At 38.2% G+C, this 22,918-nt stretch carries 24 protein-coding genes; 8 read left to right on the forward strand and 16 right to left on the reverse strand.

Translation table 11 applies throughout. From position 1 onward, the window contains the following. Positions 1-20 precede the first annotated feature (20 nt). The 13 genes from CDG56_RS03385 to CDG56_RS03445 form a co-directional block, all read right to left on the reverse strand. The gene (locus CDG56_RS03385; protein ID WP_087546933.1) at positions 21-794 is read right to left on the reverse strand and encodes a TatD family hydrolase; all 774 of its coding nucleotides are present in this window, start codon (positions 792-794) and stop codon (positions 21-23) included. A 16-nt stretch (positions 795-810) separates the two neighbouring features. Next, positions 811-1,155, reverse strand: coding sequence for a PilZ domain-containing protein (locus tag CDG56_RS03390; protein WP_004662384.1), 345 nt, complete (start codon positions 1,153-1,155; stop codon positions 811-813). A 338-nt stretch (positions 1,156-1,493) separates the two neighbouring features. Continuing rightward, positions 1,494-2,477: a DNA polymerase III subunit delta' gene (locus CDG56_RS03395; RefSeq protein WP_087546934.1), complete on the reverse strand. Its 984-nt coding sequence runs from the start codon at positions 2,475-2,477 to the stop codon at positions 1,494-1,496. 2 nt (positions 2,478-2,479) lie between these two features. Then, a complete protein-coding gene (gene kdsB / locus CDG56_RS03400; protein ID WP_087546935.1) occupies positions 2,480-3,241 on the reverse strand; it encodes a 3-deoxy-manno-octulosonate cytidylyltransferase in 762 nt (253 codons plus the stop codon). 9 nt (positions 3,242-3,250) lie between these two features. Beyond that, positions 3,251-4,258 (reverse strand): tetraacyldisaccharide 4'-kinase, encoded by a 1,008-nt coding sequence (gene lpxK, locus CDG56_RS03405; RefSeq protein WP_087546936.1) that lies wholly within the window; start codon positions 4,256-4,258, stop codon positions 3,251-3,253. A gap of 2 nt (positions 4,259-4,260) precedes the next feature. Continuing rightward, positions 4,261-5,988 (reverse strand): lipid A export permease/ATP-binding protein MsbA, encoded by a 1,728-nt coding sequence (gene msbA / locus CDG56_RS03410; protein ID WP_087546937.1) that lies wholly within the window; start codon positions 5,986-5,988, stop codon positions 4,261-4,263. Then, positions 5,985-6,413: an ExbD/TolR family protein gene (locus CDG56_RS03415; protein WP_005159883.1), complete on the reverse strand. Its 429-nt coding sequence runs from the start codon at positions 6,411-6,413 to the stop codon at positions 5,985-5,987. The genes msbA and CDG56_RS03415 overlap by 4 nt, the downstream gene beginning before the upstream one ends. 14 nt (positions 6,414-6,427) lie before the next feature. Next, positions 6,428-7,057, reverse strand: a complete 630-nt coding sequence (locus CDG56_RS03420) for a MotA/TolQ/ExbB proton channel family protein (RefSeq protein WP_087546938.1) — start codon at positions 7,055-7,057, stop codon at positions 6,428-6,430. Between the two features lie 47 nt (positions 7,058-7,104). Next, positions 7,105-7,992, reverse strand: a complete 888-nt coding sequence (locus CDG56_RS03425) for a ParB/RepB/Spo0J family partition protein (protein WP_087535851.1) — start codon at positions 7,990-7,992, stop codon at positions 7,105-7,107. Beyond that, positions 7,989-8,771 (reverse strand): ParA family protein, encoded by a 783-nt coding sequence (locus tag CDG56_RS03430; RefSeq protein ID WP_005159877.1) that lies wholly within the window; start codon positions 8,769-8,771, stop codon positions 7,989-7,991. The genes CDG56_RS03425 and CDG56_RS03430 overlap by 4 nt, the downstream gene beginning before the upstream one ends. An 18-nt stretch (positions 8,772-8,789) precedes the next feature. Continuing rightward, complete coding sequence (rsmG, locus tag CDG56_RS03435) at positions 8,790-9,425, reverse strand: 16S rRNA (guanine(527)-N(7))-methyltransferase RsmG (protein ID WP_087546939.1); 636 nt, start codon at positions 9,423-9,425, stop codon at positions 8,790-8,792. Positions 9,426-9,601: 176 nt separating this feature from the next. Then, positions 9,602-10,291 (reverse strand): N-acetylmuramate alpha-1-phosphate uridylyltransferase MurU, encoded by a 690-nt coding sequence (gene murU, locus CDG56_RS03440; RefSeq protein ID WP_087535853.1) that lies wholly within the window; start codon positions 10,289-10,291, stop codon positions 9,602-9,604. Beyond that, on the reverse strand, positions 10,291-11,304 hold the full coding sequence (locus CDG56_RS03445; protein WP_087546940.1) for an aminoglycoside phosphotransferase family protein: 1,014 nt from the start codon (positions 11,302-11,304) through the stop codon (positions 10,291-10,293). Before CDG56_RS03445 ends, murU begins: the two co-directional genes overlap by 1 nt. A gap of 118 nt (positions 11,305-11,422) precedes the next feature. Between CDG56_RS03445 and CDG56_RS03450 the strand changes: the two genes are divergently transcribed. Next, entirely contained in the window at positions 11,423-13,888 is a 2,466-nt protein-coding gene (locus CDG56_RS03450; protein ID WP_087546941.1) for an LPS-assembly protein LptD, read from the forward strand. Next, on the forward strand, positions 13,888-15,198 hold the full coding sequence (locus tag CDG56_RS03455) for a peptidylprolyl isomerase (protein WP_087535856.1): 1,311 nt from the start codon (positions 13,888-13,890) through the stop codon (positions 15,196-15,198). The genes CDG56_RS03450 and CDG56_RS03455 overlap by 1 nt, the downstream gene beginning before the upstream one ends. A 98-nt stretch (positions 15,199-15,296) precedes the next feature. Here the strand turns inward: CDG56_RS03455 and fba are convergent, their stop codons facing one another. From fba to CDG56_RS03470, 3 genes are all read right to left on the reverse strand, one after another. After that, the gene (gene fba / locus CDG56_RS03460) at positions 15,297-16,334 is read right to left on the reverse strand and encodes a class II fructose-bisphosphate aldolase (protein ID WP_004662410.1); all 1,038 of its coding nucleotides are present in this window, start codon (positions 16,332-16,334) and stop codon (positions 15,297-15,299) included. Positions 16,335-16,534: 200 nt separating this feature from the next. Continuing rightward, complete coding sequence (gene rhlB / locus CDG56_RS03465; RefSeq protein WP_005159857.1) at positions 16,535-17,686, reverse strand: ATP-dependent RNA helicase RhlB; 1,152 nt, start codon at positions 17,684-17,686, stop codon at positions 16,535-16,537. Between the two features lie 101 nt (positions 17,687-17,787). Next, entirely contained in the window at positions 17,788-18,000 is a 213-nt protein-coding gene (locus tag CDG56_RS03470; RefSeq protein WP_004653893.1) for a cold-shock protein, read from the reverse strand. Positions 18,001-18,563: 563 nt separating this feature from the next. On the opposite strand from CDG56_RS03470, the gene CDG56_RS03475 reads away from it, so the two are divergent. The 6 genes from CDG56_RS03475 to sstT all read left to right on the forward strand — a co-directional run bounded on the left by CDG56_RS03475 (position 18,564) and on the right by sstT (position 22,917). After that, positions 18,564-18,803 carry a sulfurtransferase TusA family protein gene (locus tag CDG56_RS03475; protein ID WP_005159855.1) on the forward strand — a complete coding sequence of 80 codons (240 nt, stop codon included), beginning with the start codon at positions 18,564-18,566 and terminating at the stop codon, positions 18,801-18,803. Positions 18,804-18,934: 131 nt separating this feature from the next. Beyond that, positions 18,935-19,804, forward strand: a complete 870-nt coding sequence (gene rpoH / locus CDG56_RS03480) for an RNA polymerase sigma factor RpoH (protein WP_004662417.1) — start codon at positions 18,935-18,937, stop codon at positions 19,802-19,804. Positions 19,805-19,911: 107 nt separating this feature from the next. Further along, positions 19,912-20,277: a DUF423 domain-containing protein gene (locus tag CDG56_RS03485; protein ID WP_005159854.1), complete on the forward strand. Its 366-nt coding sequence runs from the start codon at positions 19,912-19,914 to the stop codon at positions 20,275-20,277. Between the two features lie 9 nt (positions 20,278-20,286). Continuing rightward, entirely contained in the window at positions 20,287-20,484 is a 198-nt protein-coding gene (thiS, locus tag CDG56_RS03490) for a sulfur carrier protein ThiS (protein ID WP_005159852.1), read from the forward strand. Positions 20,485-20,507: 23 nt separating this feature from the next. Continuing rightward, positions 20,508-21,293 (forward strand): thiazole synthase, encoded by a 786-nt coding sequence (locus CDG56_RS03495; protein ID WP_004639328.1) that lies wholly within the window; start codon positions 20,508-20,510, stop codon positions 21,291-21,293. Between the two features lie 424 nt (positions 21,294-21,717). Next, complete coding sequence (sstT, locus tag CDG56_RS03500; protein ID WP_087546942.1) at positions 21,718-22,917, forward strand: serine/threonine transporter SstT; 1,200 nt, start codon at positions 21,718-21,720, stop codon at positions 22,915-22,917. Position 22,918 lies beyond the last annotated feature (1 nt).

Raw genomic sequence — 22,918 nt, forward strand, 5'->3', positions numbered from 1 at the left:
TGCTAATACAACTAAACCGTTTACTTCAAACGAAGAAGATTCTCAAAATTCTGTGTGGTAATCATACCTATTTCTTCAACTGACTTGTTATATACATCCGCTAACGCCTTTGCAACATAAGGCACATATTTAGGCTCATTGGTTTTACCCCGATAAGGCATAGGTGCTAAATATGGGCTATCCGTTTCAATTAACAACCGATCAAGCGGCACTTGTTTAGCTACATCACGTAATTCTTGTGCATTTTTGAATGAAACAATACCAGAAAAAGAAATATAGTAACCACAATCTAAAACAGCCTTCGCTGTTTCCCAATCTTCGGTGAAACAATGCAAAATACCATGTGTGGACTGCTCTGCTCTTATAATATCGACGGTATCGTGTTTGGCTGATCGTGTATGCACAACCACAGGTTTTTTTACAATTTTTGATGCATGAATATGACGGGCAAAACATCGTTTCTGTTCTGCAATAAAATCTGTACTGTGATAATAATCTAAACCTGTTTCCCCTAATGCCCATACCTTATCAGACTGTGCTAGCTCTACGAGGTAGTCTGTTGTTGCTTGCGCCATAATATGATCATCCTCGCATGGATGAACACCTACAGAATAACCCACGTCATCATGTCGAGAGGCGATTTCAGCCAATTTAATATGATCATCTAAATCAACTGAGATGCCCATAAATTTTGAAACACCTGCAAGGCGAGCTTGGGCAAGCGCTTGATCTAAACTCCCATCGTAAGGACTCAGATCTAACATCGTTAAATGACAATGGGTATCAACAAACACGCTTATTTCCTATCACTTACATTGTAAAACTTGGGCGATCCATCGCTTTTGAACCAGCCAATAATTTCTCAGCTTCATTTTTGTAATACACACCTTTTTCACCAGCAAGCTGAATTGCAAAACCTTGTGGTTTAAAATGTGTTTGTTTATGCGAAATCCAAATCACCTTACCCGTTAATGGGATTTTTTGTGACTGCTCTGGTAAAGTCGCTAAAACAAAAACTTCCTGTCCCATTTTTACGGCTTGTTTCGTGGAAACAAATAAACCTCCACCTTGCACAAAAGGCATATAACTTGATTGCAAAGTTGCTTTATCAGGAATATTGACCTGTATAATTCCGCCCATCATTTGTGGTTGCATAACATTCCCCTGTCAAATACAAATAGTTTGAAATATCTATATTTTCATAGCATTAGTAAATTTTTAAGCATATTTGCATGCCTCTCAAATTCAATATTTTCTACCGTCAATTTAAAAAACTATAATTACTGCTATTTTAATTATAGGAAACAATCCGACAAACAACAAATAATGTTTGAGGAAAACTGTTCGAAAACAAACAAAAATGGTTTTTATTTAAACAAATATAGCCTTCGATGAATCACGATTTCAGAGGTGATCACCATAACGAAAGCAAATGCTTTTTGGCTATTACAAAATCAAGCATTCAATCAACATAAAAGATTTTAATTCCCTATCTAAACCACATGCATCAATTGAATAAACAACTGATCTAGTACCAACTGTGTTTGTACATTTTGCTCAACCATCAATTTTTTCTGTTGCAGGTCAGAATAAATTTGAAATAAGATTTCCAAGTCATAAAGCTGTGCAAGCTGTGTTAAATCTAAGTCTTTATTTCTCAAAGATTGATTTAATTTTATAGCGACTAAATCGGCCAATAAATATTCAAACATTGTCATAAATTCAGAGAAACTCAACTCTTTTGACCACTTGCTTGAATAACTTAAAGGCATATTTTTTTCTGAGACCAACTTAAACCAATCTTTCAAGAATAAATCTCTTTTATGCAACCAATCGCTCTGATTAATTTCAACGGCAGTCAATGGCATACCATTTGCGAGATTAAGCAACAAATCAATGTGTTCAGCTGAAATATTCGCTATTTGCTGCTGAATAAATTGTTGTGCATCTTGGGTATCTAGACGATCTAAAGCGAAATGCTGCAAACGGCTTCGAATCGTTGCTGGTAATTTCAAGTAATGATCGGCCAATAGAATCAGAATAACCCTTTCTCCAGGTTCCTCTAAAGTCTTTAACAATGCATTTGCGGATGCTATATTCAAAGCCTCCGCTGGCTCAATCACAACGACTCGCCATCCATCACCAGTCTGTTGAACAAATGGTAATAAATCACGAATCTTTTCGATTTTTATCTTGGCATTTTGCTTTTTATTTTCTTCATCTGTGGTGATATGGACATAGCGAGGATGTGTATTAGACTTCAACCAAAGACAACTTGTACATTCACCACAAGCTTGTTCGGCTTGTTTGTTTAAACATAATACCCATGCCACAAAACGCTCAGTAAATTGATGTTTCGCGCAGCCATGTTTACCATAAAAAAGTAAACCATGACCTATATCGGGAAAACGTGTTGTCAACAACACCCATGTCTGCTTGTGCCAAGGATAAACGGTTGTTGACTGCATACTCATCATAATTATTCAAATAAACTTACTGGTAGCGCATTTAAACGCTCTAGATCAGCTTGTGTATCTACACCCGGAGGCAGATTGGCTTCAGCAATATCGATCGCAATACGATGACCATTTTCTAATACGCGTAATTGTTCAAGACTTTCTAATTTTTCAAGATCGCCTTGTTCCCATGACACATATTCTTGCAACAATTTCACACGATATGCATATAAACCCAGATGACGAAAAGCACGATCATGCAGCTTTGGCTGCTGTAATTTTGCACCATCACGATCATAAGGAATAGTTGCTCGACTAAAATATAATGCTTCTTTACGATTACTCATCACGACTTTGACGATACTATCGCGCTGGAATTCATCTAATACGTGAATAGGCTCGCATAAAGTAGACATTGAGCAATGCGGTTGATCAACTAAAAGCTGAGTAACTTGTTGAACCAATTGAGCAGGAAGTAATGGTTCATCACCCTGTACATTGACAATAATATCGTTTTCTGCCCAGTCTTTTAGACGAGCAACTTCACTCAAACGATCTGTGCCTGACGGATGATCGGCACTGGTTAAAACCACATCAATTCCTTCCGAACGACACACTTCTGCAATACGCTCATCATCAGTCGCAACACATAAATCATCAAAACCTGCAACTTTCTTCGCTTGATCTACCACACGCAAAATCATTGGACGACCATGAATAAGCAAAAGTGGTTTTGCAGGTAAACGTGAACTCGCAAAACGAGCAGGAATAACAATATGTTTCATTTTAGAACTCTAAGAAAATTGGATACCGACTTGTTGCAATTGTTGTTTCAATAAATCATAACAGTCTGCAGATAAAACCGCTTCAACAGGCACAACCCAAATCGGAATATTAAATTCTGGGTATTGTTTCAATAAAACCTTAAGCTTTACCGCATCTTTTTCTGTGGTAATAATTGCATCTTGATTATTGAAGGTGAGATCATCGATCTGATAATCATAATGATCAGCAAACTCATGTGTTTGATATTGCTTCACATTCAATTGATTTAAAGTTTGATAAAATCGTTGTGGGAAGCCAATACCAACAACCACATTAAAATACTGATTTGGATCAAACACATTTAAATCTTTATTTAAATTTAACAGATATGGCTGACCAATCGCTAAATGCATATTCCTTTGTGATTGGGCAATTTTAGTATGTTCAATAACCGTACTTCTATTTAGGCGTGATTTAGGCTCACGTAGATACCCTTCAGGCAACAACTTTTCATTCCCCAAACCACGATTTTGATCTAGAACAATCCATTCAATTTGACGTGCTAATGCCCAATGCTGCAAACCATCATCGCTAATAATTAAATCGAGTTTTTCAGATTTCAATAATAATTCAATTGATGCTTGACGATTTGGCCCAACCGCCATGGGTACATGAGTAGATTGAACGATTAGGCACGGCTCATCACCAGCAATATCTGGTTCAGACAAAGCATTCACCAAAACTGGAAAAGGTCCTTTGCCACCATATCCTCGACTAATTACTCCAACACGAACACCTTGTTGCTGTAAATATTTAACGAGCTGAATTAATAAAGGTGTTTTCCCACTTCCTCCAACCGTAATATTACCAATAATCATCACAGGAATTGGGGCTGTGTATTTTTTCTTAAAACCAATCGTATATAAGGTTTTATTTAATTCAAAAACTAAGCGATACAATAATGATAAAGGACGCAACACGATCAACCACGACGCTTTTTTATTCCAAGCATCTTGTACGTGTTGCGCAATAGACATTATTAATTTTCCTCAAAATTACGTTGATGCAATTGATAATACACGCCATGTTTATCTAGCAACTCAGTATGTGTACCCTGCTCGATAATTTGTCCTTTGTCCATTACCACAATAAGATCTGCATTTTCAACTGTAGATAAACGGTGCGCAATCACTATCGTCGTACGGCCTTGCATCGCTTCATCAAAAGCTTGTTGGATGAAGTATTCAGACTCATTATCAAGCGCACTGGTTGCTTCATCTAAGATTAAAATTGGAGAATCTTTTAAGATTGCTCTGGCAATCGCAATACGTTGACGCTGACCGCCTGAAAGATTTAAACCTTGCGCACCAAGTATTGTGTCGTAACCCTGTGGCAAATTCATAATAAAGTCATGCGCAAAAGCAGCTTTTGCAGCTGCAACCACCTGCTCATCACTTGAATCCTGAAGCTGACCATAAGCAATATTGTCACGCACTGAACGATTGAATAGCACAACTTGTTGATTGACTGTCGCAATTTGTGAGCGAAGATAAGAAAGCTCTATCTCTTGTACAGGAATATCATCAAAATAAATTTGCCCTTCACTTAATTCTTGAAAACGCGGCAGCATATTTACTAATGAGGTTTTCCCTGCACCAGATCGACCAACCAAAGCAATGGTCTGACCTGCTTCAATATCTAGACAAAAATCCTTAATCGCATGCGTACCATCTGTATAACGCAGATTAGCATGATCAAATTTAATATTGCCTTTCAAAACCGGCTTAAGCTGACCATTATTTTCTTCTTCTGGCATGTCAAGCAGTTCAAATACCGAATGCGCTGCTGCCAAACCACGCTGAAGTTTCTCATTAATATCAGTTAAATTCTTCACTGGTTTAGAGATCAGACCCGCCGCAGTAATGTAGGAAACAAACTCTCCTGCTGAGGTGTCACCTAAAACCTGTGGGCGAAGCGCTAACCATAAAATAATTGCCATTGCCATAGACAATAGTAATTGTATGATCGGGCTATTAATATTCTGCACCACAACCATTTTTAGGCCACGACGAAGGTTTTCCTCAGAAGATTTGTAAAAACGTTGCTGCTCAAAAACCTCACCCGTAAAACTCTTAACCACCGAGTTTCCATTAATCGTTTCTTGTACCACATGGTTCACATCGCCCATCGTGTTTTGCACTTGAATTGACAACTTACGCATTTTCTTAGATGCGATTCTGACCAATATCCCAATGAAAGGCATGAAAACCACGATACATAGAGTCAAACGCCAGTTGGTATAGAGTAAATAACTCAACAAACCAATAACAATTAAACCATCTTTAACTAATGTTTGTAGAGATTCAGATGATGCTGCTGTGAGTTGTTCGACGTTATACATCAATTTTGCACTGATATGACCTGCACTGTTATCAAGATAATATTGCGCAGGTAAGCGCAGTAATTTAGCATAAACTTCTTGACGAATACTAAATACCAAACTACGTGAAATAACTGCTGAAAAGTATCCACCTAAGAACAAACCAAGGCCACGGAAAAACATAAGTAAGACAATTAAGGCCGGGAACCAATCTAAATTTTCGCGACTACCATTTTGGATTGCATCAATAATATATTTCAATAACTTTGCGACAGAAACCTCTGTCGCAGCGTTGATTCCAAAACCAAGTAAGACAAATAAGGCAACGCCCCAATAAGATTTTAAATATGATATTAAACGGACATAAACCTTAAAATCCTGATTCACTCAGTAAAACCTCTAGTTGGAACTTTGGTGCTAATATTGACATTAACAAAGCCGAGTTGACCTGCCACATCCATTACACGAATCACATCTTCATGTTTTGCTTTTGCATCAGCTGCAATAATAAACATAAAATCACGACGATCCTGTGCAGCCTGTTTAATCGCAGTACTGAGATCGGCACTATCTTTGGTCGATAATGCTTGACCATTCACAGAATAATGTCCCGTGGAGTCTACCATGATTTCAATTTTGTGATCGAATTGTTTAGGTGGAACACCTTGAGCATCTGGTAAAGTAAGATTTATACGGCTTTGCTGACTAAATGTGGTAGATAATAATAAAAACACCAAAATGAATAACATACAGTCAATCATTGGCGTCAAATTGATATGAATATCTTCAACTTGAGAACGTTTAAATTTCATAAAGTCACCTATGCTCAGCTTGCACGGCGATTTTCTTGCACATGAGGTGCTTTTTTGTAGAAAAGTGCAGCATGAAATAATGTTGATTGTTGTTCTAACTCAGCAATATATTCATGTACTACACGTTGAAAATAACGATAAGCAATCATTGCTGGAATCGCTATCAGCATACCTACAGCCGTAGTAATCAATGCTTTAGAGATACCAGGCATCATCATGCTTGCATTTCCAGCAGAACCGATATCAATCACTAAAAACGATTCAATAATACCAAGTACTGTTCCTAACAAACCAAGCAAGGGTGCAATCGCGCTCAATGTACCTAAAAAGTTAATATTTTTTTCTAGATAGCTGATTTCTTGCGAAGCTGTTGCTTCCATTTGTGCACGCGCAAACTGCTCACCTTGATCTTGATGATCATAACCAGCTTTTAAAATACGACCTAACGGACTTTTTACAACGTCTTTTTGCTCTAAATGTGAAATAACATTATCCACATTTGAGCCTTGAACCAGTAATGCTTGAGGTAAAACTTGTGACCGTCTTAAGCGAATATATCGCTCAATTGTAATAGCAACCGTAAAAATTGATGAGAGAATAAGCGGTAGCATTAACCAACCACCCGCTTTCACAAGTTCCCACATATTATTCCCCAATAATATTTAAAATATAAAAGGACGCACCTTAAATATTAGTTAGGTAAACAAATATTTAAAATTCCATCCAACTCATCCAATGAGTGATAATGAATGACCATTTTTCCTTTACCTTTTTGGTTATGGTCAATTTTAACATTTGCTCCAAAACGTTCCGATAGTTTCTGAGTCAATTGTTCAATATCAGGAGAAACCTGCACCTTTTCCTTTGCAGGCTTTGGTTCACTCCACTCACGTACTAACTGTTCAGTCTGACGCACTGATAATGCTTTTTCAATTACGATTTTAGCAACATCCATTTGCTCTTTTGCTTTTAGGGTCAGAATGGCACGAGCATGTCCCATATCAAGTTGACCTTGTTGCATTAAGTCCTTAATTGGATCAGCCAAACTTAATAACCGCAATAAGTTACTCACCGTAGTACGAGCCTTACCTACTGTATCTGCGATTTCTTGATGACTTAAACCAAATTCATCATGGAAACGCTGCAAAGCTACCGCTTGATCAATTGGATTGAGATCTTGTCGCTGAATGTTTTCAATTAACGCCAATGCGATTGCGACTTGGTCATTTAAGTCACGTACAATTGCTGGAATTTCAGCCAAACCTGCTAATTGGGCAGCACGCCAACGGCGTTCACCTGCAATAATCTCATAAGGGTGTTGTTCATCATCCACTGGACGAATCACAATCGGTTGCATTACGCCATGCTTCTCAATTGATGAAGCAAGTTCCTGTAAATCTTGTTCTTGAATAAAACGGCGTGGCTGATATTCGCCACGTTTCAGTAAATTGACATCAATTTGCTTGAGTTGACCATGATCCAAAGCCTGTGCTTCAAGTTGCAATTTCTCTTTTTGAATTGAACCCAATAGTGCATCTAAACCACGACCTTTAGCCAATCCGCGTTTTTTGATGCTCATACAGCACTTCCTTTTTTCACTTTACTTTTCTTCAACATTTCTGCAGCTAAATTCAAATATGCAACTGCACCTTTTGAGCTTTTTTCGAAATAAATCACTGGTAAGCCATGTGCTGGCGCTTCAGCCAAACGAATATTCCGAGGGATCACCGTTTCGTATAACTTTTTACCAAAATATTGCTCTAACTCAGCAGACACGTCACGGGTTAAAGCATTACGAGCATCATACATCGTACGTAACACCCCTACAATTTCCAAGTTTGGATTCAGGGCTTTTTGTATACGATCAATTGTTTGTGTCAAATCTGCCAAACCTTCCAAAGCATAATATTCACACTGCATCGGAATAATTACACCATTGACCGCAGCCAAAGCATTCACAGTTATCAAACTTAGGCTTGGTGCACAATCTACAATAATATAATCAAATGCTGAATCTACTTCTTGTAACGCATTTTTGAGAATAAACTCTCGCCCTTCTTGCTCGGCAATTGCTAACTCAACGCCAGCAAGTTCACGATTTGCACCTAAAACTTTATAACCAACGTCAGCTTTCTGAATTGCTGTTTCAATTGGCACTTCACCCAACAACACATCGGTAATCGAGTAAAGTAAGTCATTCTTTTGAACGCCAGACCCCATAGTGGCATTACCTTGAGAATCCATATCAACCAATAAGACACGTTTCTTCAAAATCGCCAAAGAAGCAGCAAGATTAACGGCTGTTGTGGTTTTTCCCACGCCACCTTTTTGGTTTGCAATCGCAATAATTTGAGCCATGATTACCCTTAATATTTTTTATTGAATTCGTTGAAGTAAAAGTAAATGACGTTGTTCATCTAATCGCGGCACACGCAACTCAATCACTTTGCATGAATACTGTTCTTTCATCTGTTCCATTTCATCAGTTGGAACCAAACCTTTCATTGCCGCAATAATACTCTGCTCATGCATATAGGGTTGCGCTGCCTCTACAAAATCAGTTAATGAAGCAAATGCACGACTAGTAATGACATCAAACTGACCAAGCTCATCAATCGTGTCTTCATTTTCTACACGTGTTTGAACTGCAACAACATTATCCAATTTTAAATCGGCAATAAATTGCTTAAGAAAACGAATTTTTTTTCCATTTGAATCTAATAATACACACGAGCGCTCTGGTTGACATAACGCAATGATCATGCCCGGCATTCCACCACCCGTGCCAACATCTAATAAACGTCCTTGTGGCAAATCATTTAAAATACTTAAGCTATCTAATAAATGTTTAACCAGCATTTCTTTCGGGTCACGAATCGCTGTCAGGTTATATGCTTTATTCCATAGCACGAGAGCATCTTGATATTTCAATAAGAGTGTTAGCGCTTCCTCACTTAGGTTTAAACCTAACGCTTGACTACCTTGCTTTAATTCTTGAAAAAAAGGATGCATAACAGTGCGACATCTCGATAAACTTGCCGTGCAGTATACCCATTTCTGATGCAAGGCACAGTAGGACTTGTTGAACGATTATGCAGTTAAACATTTTCAAACCTGATAAACTGCACAATCTATTCAGTTTTTTGTCTTTCCTTAGACAAATTTAAGGTAAATAAGACAATAACCTATTACGAAAACTTATTTTGCTTAATTTGTTGATCTAGCTGTTCCAAACGTTCAGGTGTGCCAACATCCACCCAAATCCCTTGTAATTTTTCAGCTGACACTTGTTGTTGTTGCATCGCTTGCTTTAACAATGGCGCTAGAGGTCTTTTACCATTTTCCAAACCATTAAACATCTGCGGAGCTAATACTGCAATACCACTATAAGTTAAGGCTTCACCTATTTGTCCCTGCTCAAAAGTATGGGCCAAATTATTAGACAAGATAAAATCACCTTTCTGGTGCTGCGGTGGATTTTCAACCAATACTAAGTGTGCTTGCTTATCTCCCAAATGGACATTTAATAATGACGAAAAATCCATCGTGGTCCAAACATCACCATTCACCAAAATAAAAGGTTCATCACCCAGTAATGGTAAAGCATTGATAATACCACCTGCAGTTTCAAGCCCTTCTCCCTCATGAGACCACAAAATCGTCACACCGAATTTTGAGCCATCTCCTAAAGTAGTTGCCAGTTTTTCACCCAACCAAGCGGTATTAATGACAATCTCTGTAACACCAATCTTTTGCAACTTTTCAATATGCCAAACAATCAGTGGCTTTCCACCTACTTCAAGCAAAGGTTTAGGTGTATGTAAGGTCAGAGGACGCATGCGATTCCCTAGCCCTGCAGCAAGAATCATCGCTTTCATTATGCTGCAACCTCGTAATCGCCATATTTCGCAATAAATTTAGGCATGACCACGTCACGAATAAACTGCATAAATTCATTCAGCTCACCATAGCCTTGGCTTTCTTCAAGCAAATACCACATTACTCGTGGTAAGTCTTTTAAGTACCCAGATTTACCATCACGCTCAAACAATCGAACGAAGATACCCAAAATCTTAAGGTGACGTTGAATCGCCATTAAATCAGCATCACGCTTGAACTGTTCAAAATTACGGTTTTCTTTTGCAGTTTCAGGCAACAGGTCATAGAACACTTTAAACCAACCATAGACACGGTCAGCGTTCCATTGCACATAGGCATCACGGGTAATCGAGATCAGGTCGTAGGTATCTGCACCAATCACTGCATCCTGAAAATCAATCACGCCAAGCTCTTGCTCATTGTCAATTTTCATGAGGTTACGACTATGAAAATCACGATGCACAATCACTTGTGGCTGATGCGTCGCCTCAACAGCTAAAAAGTCAAAAGCTTGTTCAATCGTTTCTAACTGTTGCTCTGTAGGCTGAATATCTAATGAAGGCAACATCCACTCTGTCAGCAAACGCATCTCTGTCATTAATTTTTCATAAGAGTATGCAGGCAGTTGTTCAAGACCGTCGATTTTTTGTAATTCAATCAACTGTTCAAAGCTTTGTGCATAGTATTGGTCAACAGTTTCATCTGTTAGTAAGGTTGAAAGAACAACATCACCAAAATCTTCCAATAGTAACAATCCCAAAGTTAGGTCTTTAGCAACGATATGCGGAACACGCACACCATTTTTGTCAAAAAACTCGTCAATACTTACAAATGGTGCACAATCTTCTTTTTCAGGTGGCGCATCCATCAGCATATATGTTTTGTTTTGTAACTTAATTCGCGCATAACGGCGAAAGCTTGCATCTCCAGCCAAATAATTGATCTCGAATTGATCAGATTGGAGAGTGGCTTGGAGCCAAGTTTGTATCAATTGTTCACGTTGTGTATTCATTTGCAATAAAATCTAAAACTAGCTGAGATTTTGAAAGCTTAAGTGTAGCCACTTATCAACTTTTTCTCTATGATGCGACAATAATTAATTGTGAATTAGCGTACTGGTTAATGAGACAATGAAACATCAGTTTAAATTTAATCCTTTAGCAACAGCTATTTTGACACTCTTGTGTGGCAGCTCGATCCAATCAGGTTTCGCAGCTCCAGCTGATGCTGTCTCTACGCTTGACAATAAACAGCTGAAAGCCACTATCCAAAAAAACCAAGATCAAGACAGTTATCCTGGTGAAAAATTTTTTCAGCAATATTATGTCGACAAATCTGCACCAGAAGCACAATTACGAGACAATCGTTATTTAAGCTCATCTTTTTGTCAGGGAACATGGGTTACACCAATTAATCCCGAAACAAAGGCAAGTAATTCCAATACAACGACTTCCGTGATTACCGCTGATTATGGGCATTACAACCCAACTGGCGATTCTGTTCTACAGGGCAATGTCGTGATTGATCAAGAAGGTCGCACCATTCGTGCAGATCAAGTTACGATTGATTCAACCCAGACACACGCCTCCGCTCAAGGTCGAGTACAGCTTGCTCAATCAGGCCTACTCACTCAAAGTGACGCAATAAATTATAATTTAAAAACTCAAACAGGTGATTTGAACAATAGTTTTTATATTTCTGAACAGCAACATGCTCACGGACATGCAAGTCAGATTAAACGACAGAATGAAAATTTAGTTGTATTGAAAGATGCAAGTTATACCGCTTGCCCTCCTGAACAAAAACCGGCTTGGAAAATCCAAGCTAAACAAATTGAACTTGACCAAGCAACTGGTCGTGGCGTAACTCGCGGAACAAAACTGTATGTAAAAGACGTGCCTGTTTTAGCCGTGCCATATTTCAATTTTCCAATTGATGACCGTCGTACCACTGGCTTATTAAGTCCAACTTTTGGTTATAGTAACGAAAGTGGCGTCCAACTGACTGCACCTGTATACCTTAACCTTGCACCAAATTATGATCTTACACTCACACCAAGTTATATGAGCAAACGCGGCGCAAAATTAGATGCCGAATTCCGTTATATGACTGAAAGTTTTGGTTCTGGACGTATTTGGGGTGGATATTTACCAAACGACAACTATTACGAAGATACAGATCGAAGTGATTTACATTTTCTTCATGATTGGAAAATCAATAACCAATGGTCAACTAACTTAGAGTACAACTACGCTTCCGATAAAGATTACTTCGCAGACTTCAATAACAACCCAAACACGCGAACAGATCTTAACTTACGTCGCGCATGGGAAATTAATTATCGCAATGGTATTCCTGGACTTAAGGCTCAATTAAAGGTTGAAGACTTTCAAACGCTAGATCAAAGTATCAAAGATGCAGATAAGCCTTATGCACGACTTCCACAGTTTTTATTAAATTATGTAGGTGGGAACCCTCAAGGCTTACAATATGAGTTTAATAACGACACTGCTTATTTTAAGAAATCGATCACTGATGGCTCTGCGTTAGAGTCAAGTGGTACACGTATTTATAATCAATTTGCCGTTCGCTATAACTACCTAACTCCATCGTGGTTTTATGCAATTCCAGAAATATCTGTAAGAAGCATTAATACTTTTTATGATCAAGACTCTAAAGAAGGTCGCGATCTTTCTATATCTGATGATTTAGAAAAATCAGTTGCGGTACCTCAATTTAGTTTTGCAACAGGCGTTACTTTTGAAAAAGAAGGTAAATATTTGCAGAGTATTTCCCCTCGTGCGTTTTATGCCTATTCTCCTTATAAAAAACAAGATGATCATCCTAACTTTGATTCCACCACCGCATCAATTAATTACGATCAACTTTTCAACCCTTATCGATTCTATGGACACGACCGCTTAGATGATAATAACTTCTTGTCTCTGGGTGTAACTTATAGCCTATTAGATACAGAGGGCTTAGAACGTATTAAAGCAAGTATTGGGCAAAGCTATTATTTTAGTGATCGACGTGTCACATTAAATCAGCAACCAGATGAGTTTGACACACAGCGCCATACTGGTCCAATTGTAAGTGTTTCAAGTCAATTGAATCAAAACTTTACCATAGCTGCAAATTCTGCTTGGATGTCAAATGGCGACAATGCTCAACGTGACTTCCAAGCCTACTATGCTGGAGAAAAAGGCAACTTATACAATGTAGGTTATTTCTATCGTAGCAATATTCAAGATCGTCAAAGTTCATACGACCAAGCTGTTGCATCGTTTATACAACCAATAAAAGATAATTGGCGTATTATGGGTCACGCTCAATATGACTTAGATAATAGTTTAATGCGAGAATACTTACTTGGTGTGAATTATGAATCTTGCTGTTGGGCAATTTCAGTTTATGGCAGATCTTACTACAATGATTTAGATGATCCAAACTCACCAGATGTTCATAGAAAACGTGCTGTTATGGCTGAGGTTACACTTAAAGGTCTAGGTGCACTCAACAATAAACTCGCCTCTCTTCTTGAAAATAGAGTTTTAGGTTTCAACAAAATTAATCAATCTTGGACACAACGTTAATGAAGATAAAATCTTTCCAACATATCTTTAAAGCGACTGTTCTCGCTACACTTATTTCTTCATCAATGCAAAGCTTTGCGCAACCTACGGATGAGGTTGTTGCAATAGTTGATAGTAGTGTCATTCTTAAAAGTGATTTAGAACAAGGGATTGCAGAAACAGAACATCAGTTAAAAGCACAAAATAAAACTGTGCCGCCCCAACAGTATTTACAGATGCAAGTGCTTGATCAGCTCATTATCCGTCAAGCCCAATTAGAACAGGTCAAACGTTTTGGCATTAAAGCTGATGAAAAGAGTTTAAATGCTGCAGTCTTAAAAATTGCAAATCAATCAGGTGCCAATACACTAGAAGCATTCCAACAAAAATTGGACGCGATTGCACCAGATACTTATGAAAATTTACGCAATAGGATTGCGGAAGATTTAGCAATTGGTCGCTTACGCCAACAACAAGTCATGTCTCGTATTAAAATCAGTGATCATGATGTTGAAAACTTTTTAAATTCACCAGAAGGCCAAGCTGCGCTTGGCACACAAGTCCATGTGATTCACATGCGTATTTCTGGTGAAAATAGCGAAGAAGTTAAAAAAGTTGCACAAGAAGTCAAACAAGCACTTGCAACTAATGATGATCCTAAAGCGATTAGTACCAAGCTTGCGACCAGTGCAATCAAGGTTGATGGTGCTGATATGGGATTCAGAGCACTATCAGACATTCCTACTGAACTTGCAGCACGCATAACACCATTACAAACGGGTCAGACCACAGAACTGATCAATGTCCGCGATGGCGTTCATGTTTTAAAACTTTTAGAACGCAAACAAAATGATCAAAAAGCACTTGTATCACAATATAAAACTCGACATATTTTGATTCAACCATCTGAAGTTGTCAGCTTAGATCGTGCAAAACAAATGATTGATAGTCTTTATAATCGTGCGACGGCGGGCGAAGATTTTGCGACCCTCGCTGCAACCTATTCAAATGATACAGGTTCAGCACGTGATGGTGGCAGTTTAGGCTGGGTAAGTCCAGGTGTTATGGTGCCTGAGTTTGAACAAGTCATGAAAGAAACATCAGTTGGGCAAATCAGTAAACCTTTCCAAAGTCAGTTTGGTTGGCACATTTTACAAGTGACTGATACTCGACAACAAGATATGACTAAAGAAGTGCAAGAACGTATGGCTCGTCAAATTTTAGGTGAGCGTTTGTTTGATACTGAAGTAGACGGTTGGATGCGTGAACTTCGAGCTAATGCTTATGTTGAAATTAAGGATGCAAATCTAGACACGAAAGCACCGAAATAATCCAAGTTAAAACTGCCGGCGATCGCCGGCAGTTTTATTTTAAATATATTCAAAATAAAAATAGCGGCAATTGCCGCTATTTTTATATTACAAATTAATTATTTGTAACGATCAACCATTTTCTCTAAAGAAATTGGGCGGATCTTATCTGCATTACCTGATGTACCAAATGAATTATAACGATCTACACAGATTTGCTTCATCGCTTCAACTGTTTCACCAAAGAATTTACGCGGATCAAATTCGCTTGGTTTTTCAGCCATCATACGACGCATCGCACCTGTAGATGCTAAACGCAAATCGGTGTCAATATTAATCTTACGTACGCCATGTTTGATTGCTTCCACGAGCTGCTCAACAGGAACACCGTAAGTTTCCTTAATATCACCACCATACTGGTTAATCACAGCCAACCACTCTTGTGGTACAGAGCTTGAACCATGCATTACAAGATGCGTATTTGGTAACGCAGCATGAATTTCTTTAATGCGATCAATTGCCAAGATATCGCCTGTAGGTGGACGAGTAAACTTGTACGCACCATGTGAAGTACCAACAGCAATTGCCAAAGCATCTACATTCGTATCAGCGACAAATTGAGTTGCTTCTTCAACAGAAGTGAGTAATTGAGAATGATCCAGCACACCTTCAGCACCAACACCATCTTCTTCACCAGCCATACCAGTTTCAAGGCTACCTAAGCAACCAATCTCACCTTCAACCGAAACACCACACGCATGTGCCATTGCGACAACACGACGAGTAACATCAACATTATAGTCATATGATGTTGGAGTCTTACCATCAGCACCCAATGAACCATCCATCATCACAGAGCTAAAGCCCAATTGAATAGAACGTTGACAGACATCAGGACTCGTCCCGTGATCTTGGTGCATTACCACAGGAATATGTGGCCATTCTTCAATAGCTGCCAAAATCAAATGACGTAAGAAAGGTGCACCTGCATATTTACGTGCACCTGCCGAAGCTTGCACAATAACAGGTGAATTCGTTGCATCAGCAGCGAGCATAATTGCACGCATTTGTTCTAAATTGTTTACGTTAAACGCTGGTACGCCGTAGTTATGTTCTGCAGCGTGATCCAAGAGCTGGCGCATTGAGATGAGTGCCATAATATCCTCCCAGGTAATGCGCCATATTCTACATGTTGATTTACTTCAATTCAGCAACTAATCACTGGATTTCCGAAAAAATCATGAATCATTTGTGTAATTTAGCAAATGAGGGGCTTTCAAAATAAAAAAAGACTGAATTAAGAAATAATTTAGTCTTTTTTAAATGCTATCTAAATATCAGAAAATATTGTTTAGGCTTAACAATATCCATCTAAACGTGTTAAAGGCAACTTTTTACCAATTGCTTTTTCAATTTCTGGCAAATAGAAAGCATCATCTTCCGATAAGAAACTAATACTCACACCTTGAGCACCAGCACGACCTGTACGACCAATGCGATGTACATAATCATCAGACTGCTCTGGCAAAGTAAAATTCACCACATGCGATACGCCGTCAACATGAATGCCACGACCAGCAACGTCTGTTGCGATCATAATGTTGTGCTTACCTTGTTTGAATTGGTCGAGCATCTTCAAGCGTTTATCCTGAGCGATTTCACCAGATAACATACCGACTTTATAACCATCACGCTTTAAGTGATCATATAAACGACGAACCTGATCTCGACGATTTGCGAAAATCATAACTTTATCAATTGGTTCATCACGCAAAATTTCTTGCAATAATTTGTACTTATCTTGTTTCGCAACCACATAAACTCGCTGCTCCACATCATTATTGGTTTTTTGCTCAGGCTCAATCTCAACCGTTACAGGTTCAAAGAGCCACTGACGAGCAAGATTAAGCACATCATAGCTAAAAGTTGCAGAAAACATTAAAGTTTGACGTTGTTCTTTGAAGGGTGAATAACGCACAATCCGTTTTACCGATGGAATAAAACCCATATCTAATAAACGATCGGCTTCATCAATCACAAGGAATTCGATCTTATCCAACCAAACTTCTTTTTGCTCGACAAAATCAATTAAACGGCCAGGCGTTGCAACGATAATATCAACAAAATTACTATCCAACATTTTCTTTTGCTTATCAAAATCCACACCACCAAGTAGAGTGACAAGATGTAAGTTTGAAAATTTTGTTAAAGCTTGTGCATCACTCTCAATCTGTAGTGCTAACTCACGTGTAGGAGCCAGAATCAGCGCACGTGGTTCGCCACGAAAACGTTTTTCTTGTAGCGGATTATTTAATAGATCATTGATCACACTAATCAAAAAGGCTGCTGTTTTACCTGTACCAGTTTGCGCTCGACCAATGGCATCATGCCCTGCTAATGTATATTTCAAAACCTTTTGTTGAATTGGGGTCATTTGTGTAAAACCCAAAGCATCAATTGCCTTCTTCAACTGCGGATGTAAATTTAAGGTTTCAAAACCAGATGTCATATATGCTCTCGAACCATCAATGATCAAAAGAAAGTGGTCATTATAAACAAAAACGCCCCAAATAACATTGGAGCGTTTTTATATTGCGTTAAAGCAACAAATTAGTCTAAAGGCTGAACGTTTTCAGCTTGGAAACCTTTTTGTCCTTGAACTACGCTGAATTCAACGCGTTGGCCGTCACGTAAAGAACGGTGACCGTCACCCATAATTGCGCGGAAATGAACAAATACGTCATCACCACCATTACGTTGAATAAAACCAAAGCCTTTAGTGTCATTAAACCACTTTACTACGCCTTGTTCACGAGCTGTCATAAGTCAATCCTCAGATATTGAAAGATAAGGACCTTCCGGTGTTGCAAACAGCAGAGCCAACAAGGTTTTAAAATATTTATAATTTCAAAGCTTGTAATCATTCTGTAAAACTATCAACAATTTCCGGTTACATCCATTTGTTATAGGTTTTTTAACGATCTTATCGTATAGCATACATCCTAAAACGCATCGAGCTTAACATGGGTTCATGATAATTAATAGATTTATTTTGAGTTATTTCCAATGTTTCTATCTGTTTTTTTCAATAATTTAGCAGTTTTCAAGCGCTTTTTTTAGTATAAAAATGCACTGCTTTATTGCCATAAAACGAGAAACAATTTTAGATAAAATTAATCAGAAAAGAAAATCAAAGCGATTCATTTGCATTCAACGCTATTGAGCTAGTTATTAGGTTTAAAAAACATTCACAACCATTTTTAAGATTAAAAGCTCAAAAGAGAAAAACCGAATTAATATAACTTCCCAAATAATTTAGAGTAAATCCTCAGTAATCACCATATAAATTTGTTAAAATTATATCGAACTCAATTTATTAAAACTTTATGACCCAAATATCCGCATGCCCTGAAGTGATTGATGCACTTGGGCAACCCTGTCCAATGCCACTATTGATGTTGAAACGTGCTCTAAAAAAAGCTGAAGGATCTAAACAGTATTTATTGAAATCATCTGATCCACATAGTGAAATTGATGTAACACGATATTGCCAAATCCAGCAACTTCAATGCCAGACACAAAAAATTTCAGAGAATGAGTTTCACTATTTAATTGAATCTATGTAATTCTTTGATAAACTCTAGCTAAAGATAAACTAGATAACTTTACATTTTTATACTCAAATTTCCTTAGTGATGAAGAACATTCGCATTAAGATGAAATTGTTGACTTAAATACCATCCTATAAGGAGACTCCATGACTACTGACAGCAGCAATCAATTGATGCCCCTGTCATTGTCTGCGCCAGGTGTAAATCTTGGTGCATATATCAGTACTGTCAATCAAATTCCAATTCTAACGGCCGAGCAAGAAAAAGAACTTGCTGAACGTTATTATTATGACCAAGATCTTGATGCTGCCAAACTATTGGTAATGTCACACCTACGTTTTGTCGTACATATTGCACGTAGCTATGCAGGTTACGGATTGCCACAAGGCGATCTTATTCAAGAAGGTAACCTTGGATTAATGAAAGCGGTCAAACGCTTCGATCCAAATATGGGTGTTCGCTTAGTTTCTTTTGCAGTGCACTGGATTAAAGCTGAAATTCATGAATATGTGATTCGTAACTGGCGTATTGTCAAAATCGCAACGACCAAAGCACAACGTAAATTATTCTTTAATTTACGTAGTCTTAAAAAATCAAGCAAACGACTCACATTAGAAGAAGCGAAATCAATTGCCAATGATTTGAATGTGACACCAGAGCAAGTGCTCGAAATGGAAGGTCGCCTAACCGCTTATGATGCTGCTTTTGAAGCTCAAGGTGATGATGATGACGATACCCCACATACAGCTCCTGCACTTTATCTTGAAGATAATCGATACGACCCAGCTCGACTGATTGAAGAAGAAGATTATGAAGAGCAAAGTAGTTCTGCCTTACACGAGGCAATGGAACAGCTTGATGATCGCTCTCGTAATATCTTGCAACGTCGTTGGTTAGATGATGATAAATCGACTTTGCATGAACTGGCTGCAGAATATAACGTTTCAGCAGAACGTATTAGACAGCTTGAAAAGAATGCAATGGAAAAAATCAAAACTGCCATGTCTGCAAGCTAAAATCGAATCAAACACAAGGGCTTTAATGCCCTTTTGTTTTATCTGGCTTTGTTTAAGCACCCGAATATGTTAAGTTTGTTCATCAAATTTCCAGTTCCATTATCATTATGTGGATAGCTATTTCGGCGCTTAATCTTGCACTTGCAGTTATGTTGGGTGCTTTTGGTGCTCATGGACTCAAATCTTTTGCAACCCTAGAACAACTCGCTTGGTGGGGTACAGCAACTCAATACTTTTTCTATCATGCAATTGGTTTGCTTATCTTAGGCGTCCTGCATAAAACCACAGCAACATTTCCAATAAAAATTCCTTTTATTTTGATCCAAATTGGTATCATCTTTTTCTGCGGTTCGTTGTACATTATGGCGCTCGGACTACCGCGTATTTTAGGTGCGATTACACCGATTGGCGGTGCGTTTATGATAGCGGGCTGGCTGTTACTCGCATGGCAAGCAATCAAGCATGCGAAATAAGGATTAATCATGCACATCTATTTAAATGGCGAGTCAATCGACACGTCTTGTGAAAACCTACAGCAATTGATTCAGAATTTAGCCTTAGAAGGCAAACGTTTTGCTGTAGAGAAGAACCAACAGATTATTCCGAAAAGTAGACTTGAGCAAACGACAATTGCTCCTGAAGATCGTATTGAAATTATTCAAGCTGTTGGTGGCGGCTAATCGGCTAAAAATGGAGTAAGCCCATGCAAGATTCCCCTTTAATTATTGGTTCTCGTACTTTCCAATCCCGTTTATTGGTCGGAACTGGTAAATATAAAGATCTCAATGAAACTGATTTAGCCATTCAAGCCAGTGGTGCTGAAATTGTCACAGTGGCAATTCGTCGTGTCAACATCGGTCAGCATGCCGATCAACCAAATCTACTTTCTGTGATTCCACCTGAGAAATACACAATCCTGCCAAATACCGCAGGTTGCTTTGATGCAGATAGCGCGATTCGGACTTGTATGCTAGCTCGTGAACTGCTTGATGGTCACAATTTGGTGAAGTTAGAAGTCCTTGGTGATGAAAAAACTTTATATCCAAATGTCACTGCAACGCTTAAAGCAGCGCAAACCTTGATTGATGATGGCTTTGAAATCATGGTCTATACCTCAGACGATCCTATTGTTGCGCAAGAACTTGAAAGTATGGGCTGTGTTGCCATCATGCCTTTAGGTAGCTTGATCGGTTCTGGTCTTGGTATTTTGAATCCACATACTATTTCCATCATCAAAGAAAATGCCAAAGTCCCTGTTTTAGTGGATGCAGGTGTGGGTACTGCCAGTGATGCTGCAATTGCAATGGAATTGGGTTGCGACGGCGTATTAATGAATACAGCGATTGCGGCTGCTCAAAATCCAATTTTAATGGCTTCAGCGATGAAGAAAGCGGTTGAAGCAGGTCGTGAAGCATTTTTAGCAGGTCGTATGCCACGTAAGCGTATGGCCAATGCAAGCTCACCTGAAACAGGATATTTTTTCAAGTAAGACAAAGAAGGGACTAAATAAGTCCCTTCTCGATTTGTATTAATCACTATTTGCTTAATGCAATAATTATATGGATAAGACCAAATTCTTTAAAAACCACTCATTTGTACAATAATTTTTGAGATAAAATGATTTATTGTTCCTAGAATTATCAATAAGTTATCAATCTAAATTTTAAGCACTAGATAGAAGAATACTGACTTTTTACTTATAGTTTTTTAGTAAAACCATAGAGATAAGATCTTTTTTTACACAAAAAGATTCTGTATTTTTAAATAAAATACTTTTAAAAACATTATTTTAATTTTTATGGTATTTCTAAAGTAATTCGTTCATCAAAAAAATTTAAAAAAATACAGTGCTTAGGTATAGAATACGGCGCTTGTTTAACCTTAAACCACATATAGGTTTATAAGGCTTTTATATGTTTAATGTATTGTCTCGCTTGAGCTTAGTCAGCAAAATTATTATTGCTATTTTTTTAGGGATTGGCGTAGCTTTGCTTTTTCCTAACTTTACACCTTATTTGAGTTTATTAGGTGAATTGTTTATTAAAGCATTAAAGTCGGTTGCCCCGATTCTTGTTTTTGTTTTAGTGCTTGCTTCGATTGCTAATTTCAAAGTTGGGCAAAACTCAAACTTAAAACCTGTTATGATTTTGTATGTGGTTGGAATGCTACTCGCAGCATTTAGTGCTGTTGTAGCAAGTATTGCCTTCCCAAGTCAGCTATTTCTTAATTTATCAACTCAACCAGCTCTACAAGCACCCGGTAGTTTGGCTGAAATTTTAAAGAACTTATTATTAAGCTTTATTGCCAATCCTGTACAAGCGATTAGTGAAGCAAACTTTATTGGTATTTTGGCCTGGGCAATCGGCTTAGGTTTAGCATTACGTCATAGTTCTGAGACTACGAAACAAGTGCTTACTGATGTAGCTGATGCAGTGAATAAAATTATTCACACCGTGATTGGTTTTGCCCCCGTGGGAATTTTTGGCTTAGTCGCAGTCACTTTTGCGGATGCAGGTTTAGCAACCTTATCTAGCTATGCACATTTGTTAATTGTACTAATTGGAACAATGCTTTTTGTTGCATTAGTGATTAATCCAATCCTAGTCGCATTGACGATGCGAGCAAACCCTTACCCATTAGTGTTCAAATGTTTAAAAGAAAGTGGAATCACAGCATTTTTCACGCGTAGTTCTGCTGCCAATATTCCTGTGAATCTAGATTTAGCACGACGCTTAGGTGTAAACGAAGCAACCGCAAGTGTATCTATTCCACTTGGAGCAACAGTCAACATGGCAGGTGCAGCGGTTACAATTACAGTATTAACGCTTGCTACTGTTCATACATTAGATATTCATGTTGATTTAAGCACGATGATTATCCTTTCAGTCGTTGCGACCGTTTCAGCATGTGGTGCATCAGGTGTTGCAGGTGGGTCATTACTGCTTATCCCTGTTGCTTGTAGTTTATTTGGTATACCATCTGAAATTGCGATGCAAGTAGTTGCGATTGGTATGATTATCAGTGTATTACAGGATTCGACTGAAACTGCGCTGAATTCGTCAACTGACGTTTTATTTACTGCTGCTGTAGATTTCCGAAACCGAAAAAACTAGT

The sequence above is a fragment of the Acinetobacter sp. WCHA39 genome, assembly GCF_002165385.1.
In the GTDB taxonomy this organism is placed as follows: Bacteria; Pseudomonadota; Gammaproteobacteria; order Pseudomonadales; family Moraxellaceae; genus Acinetobacter.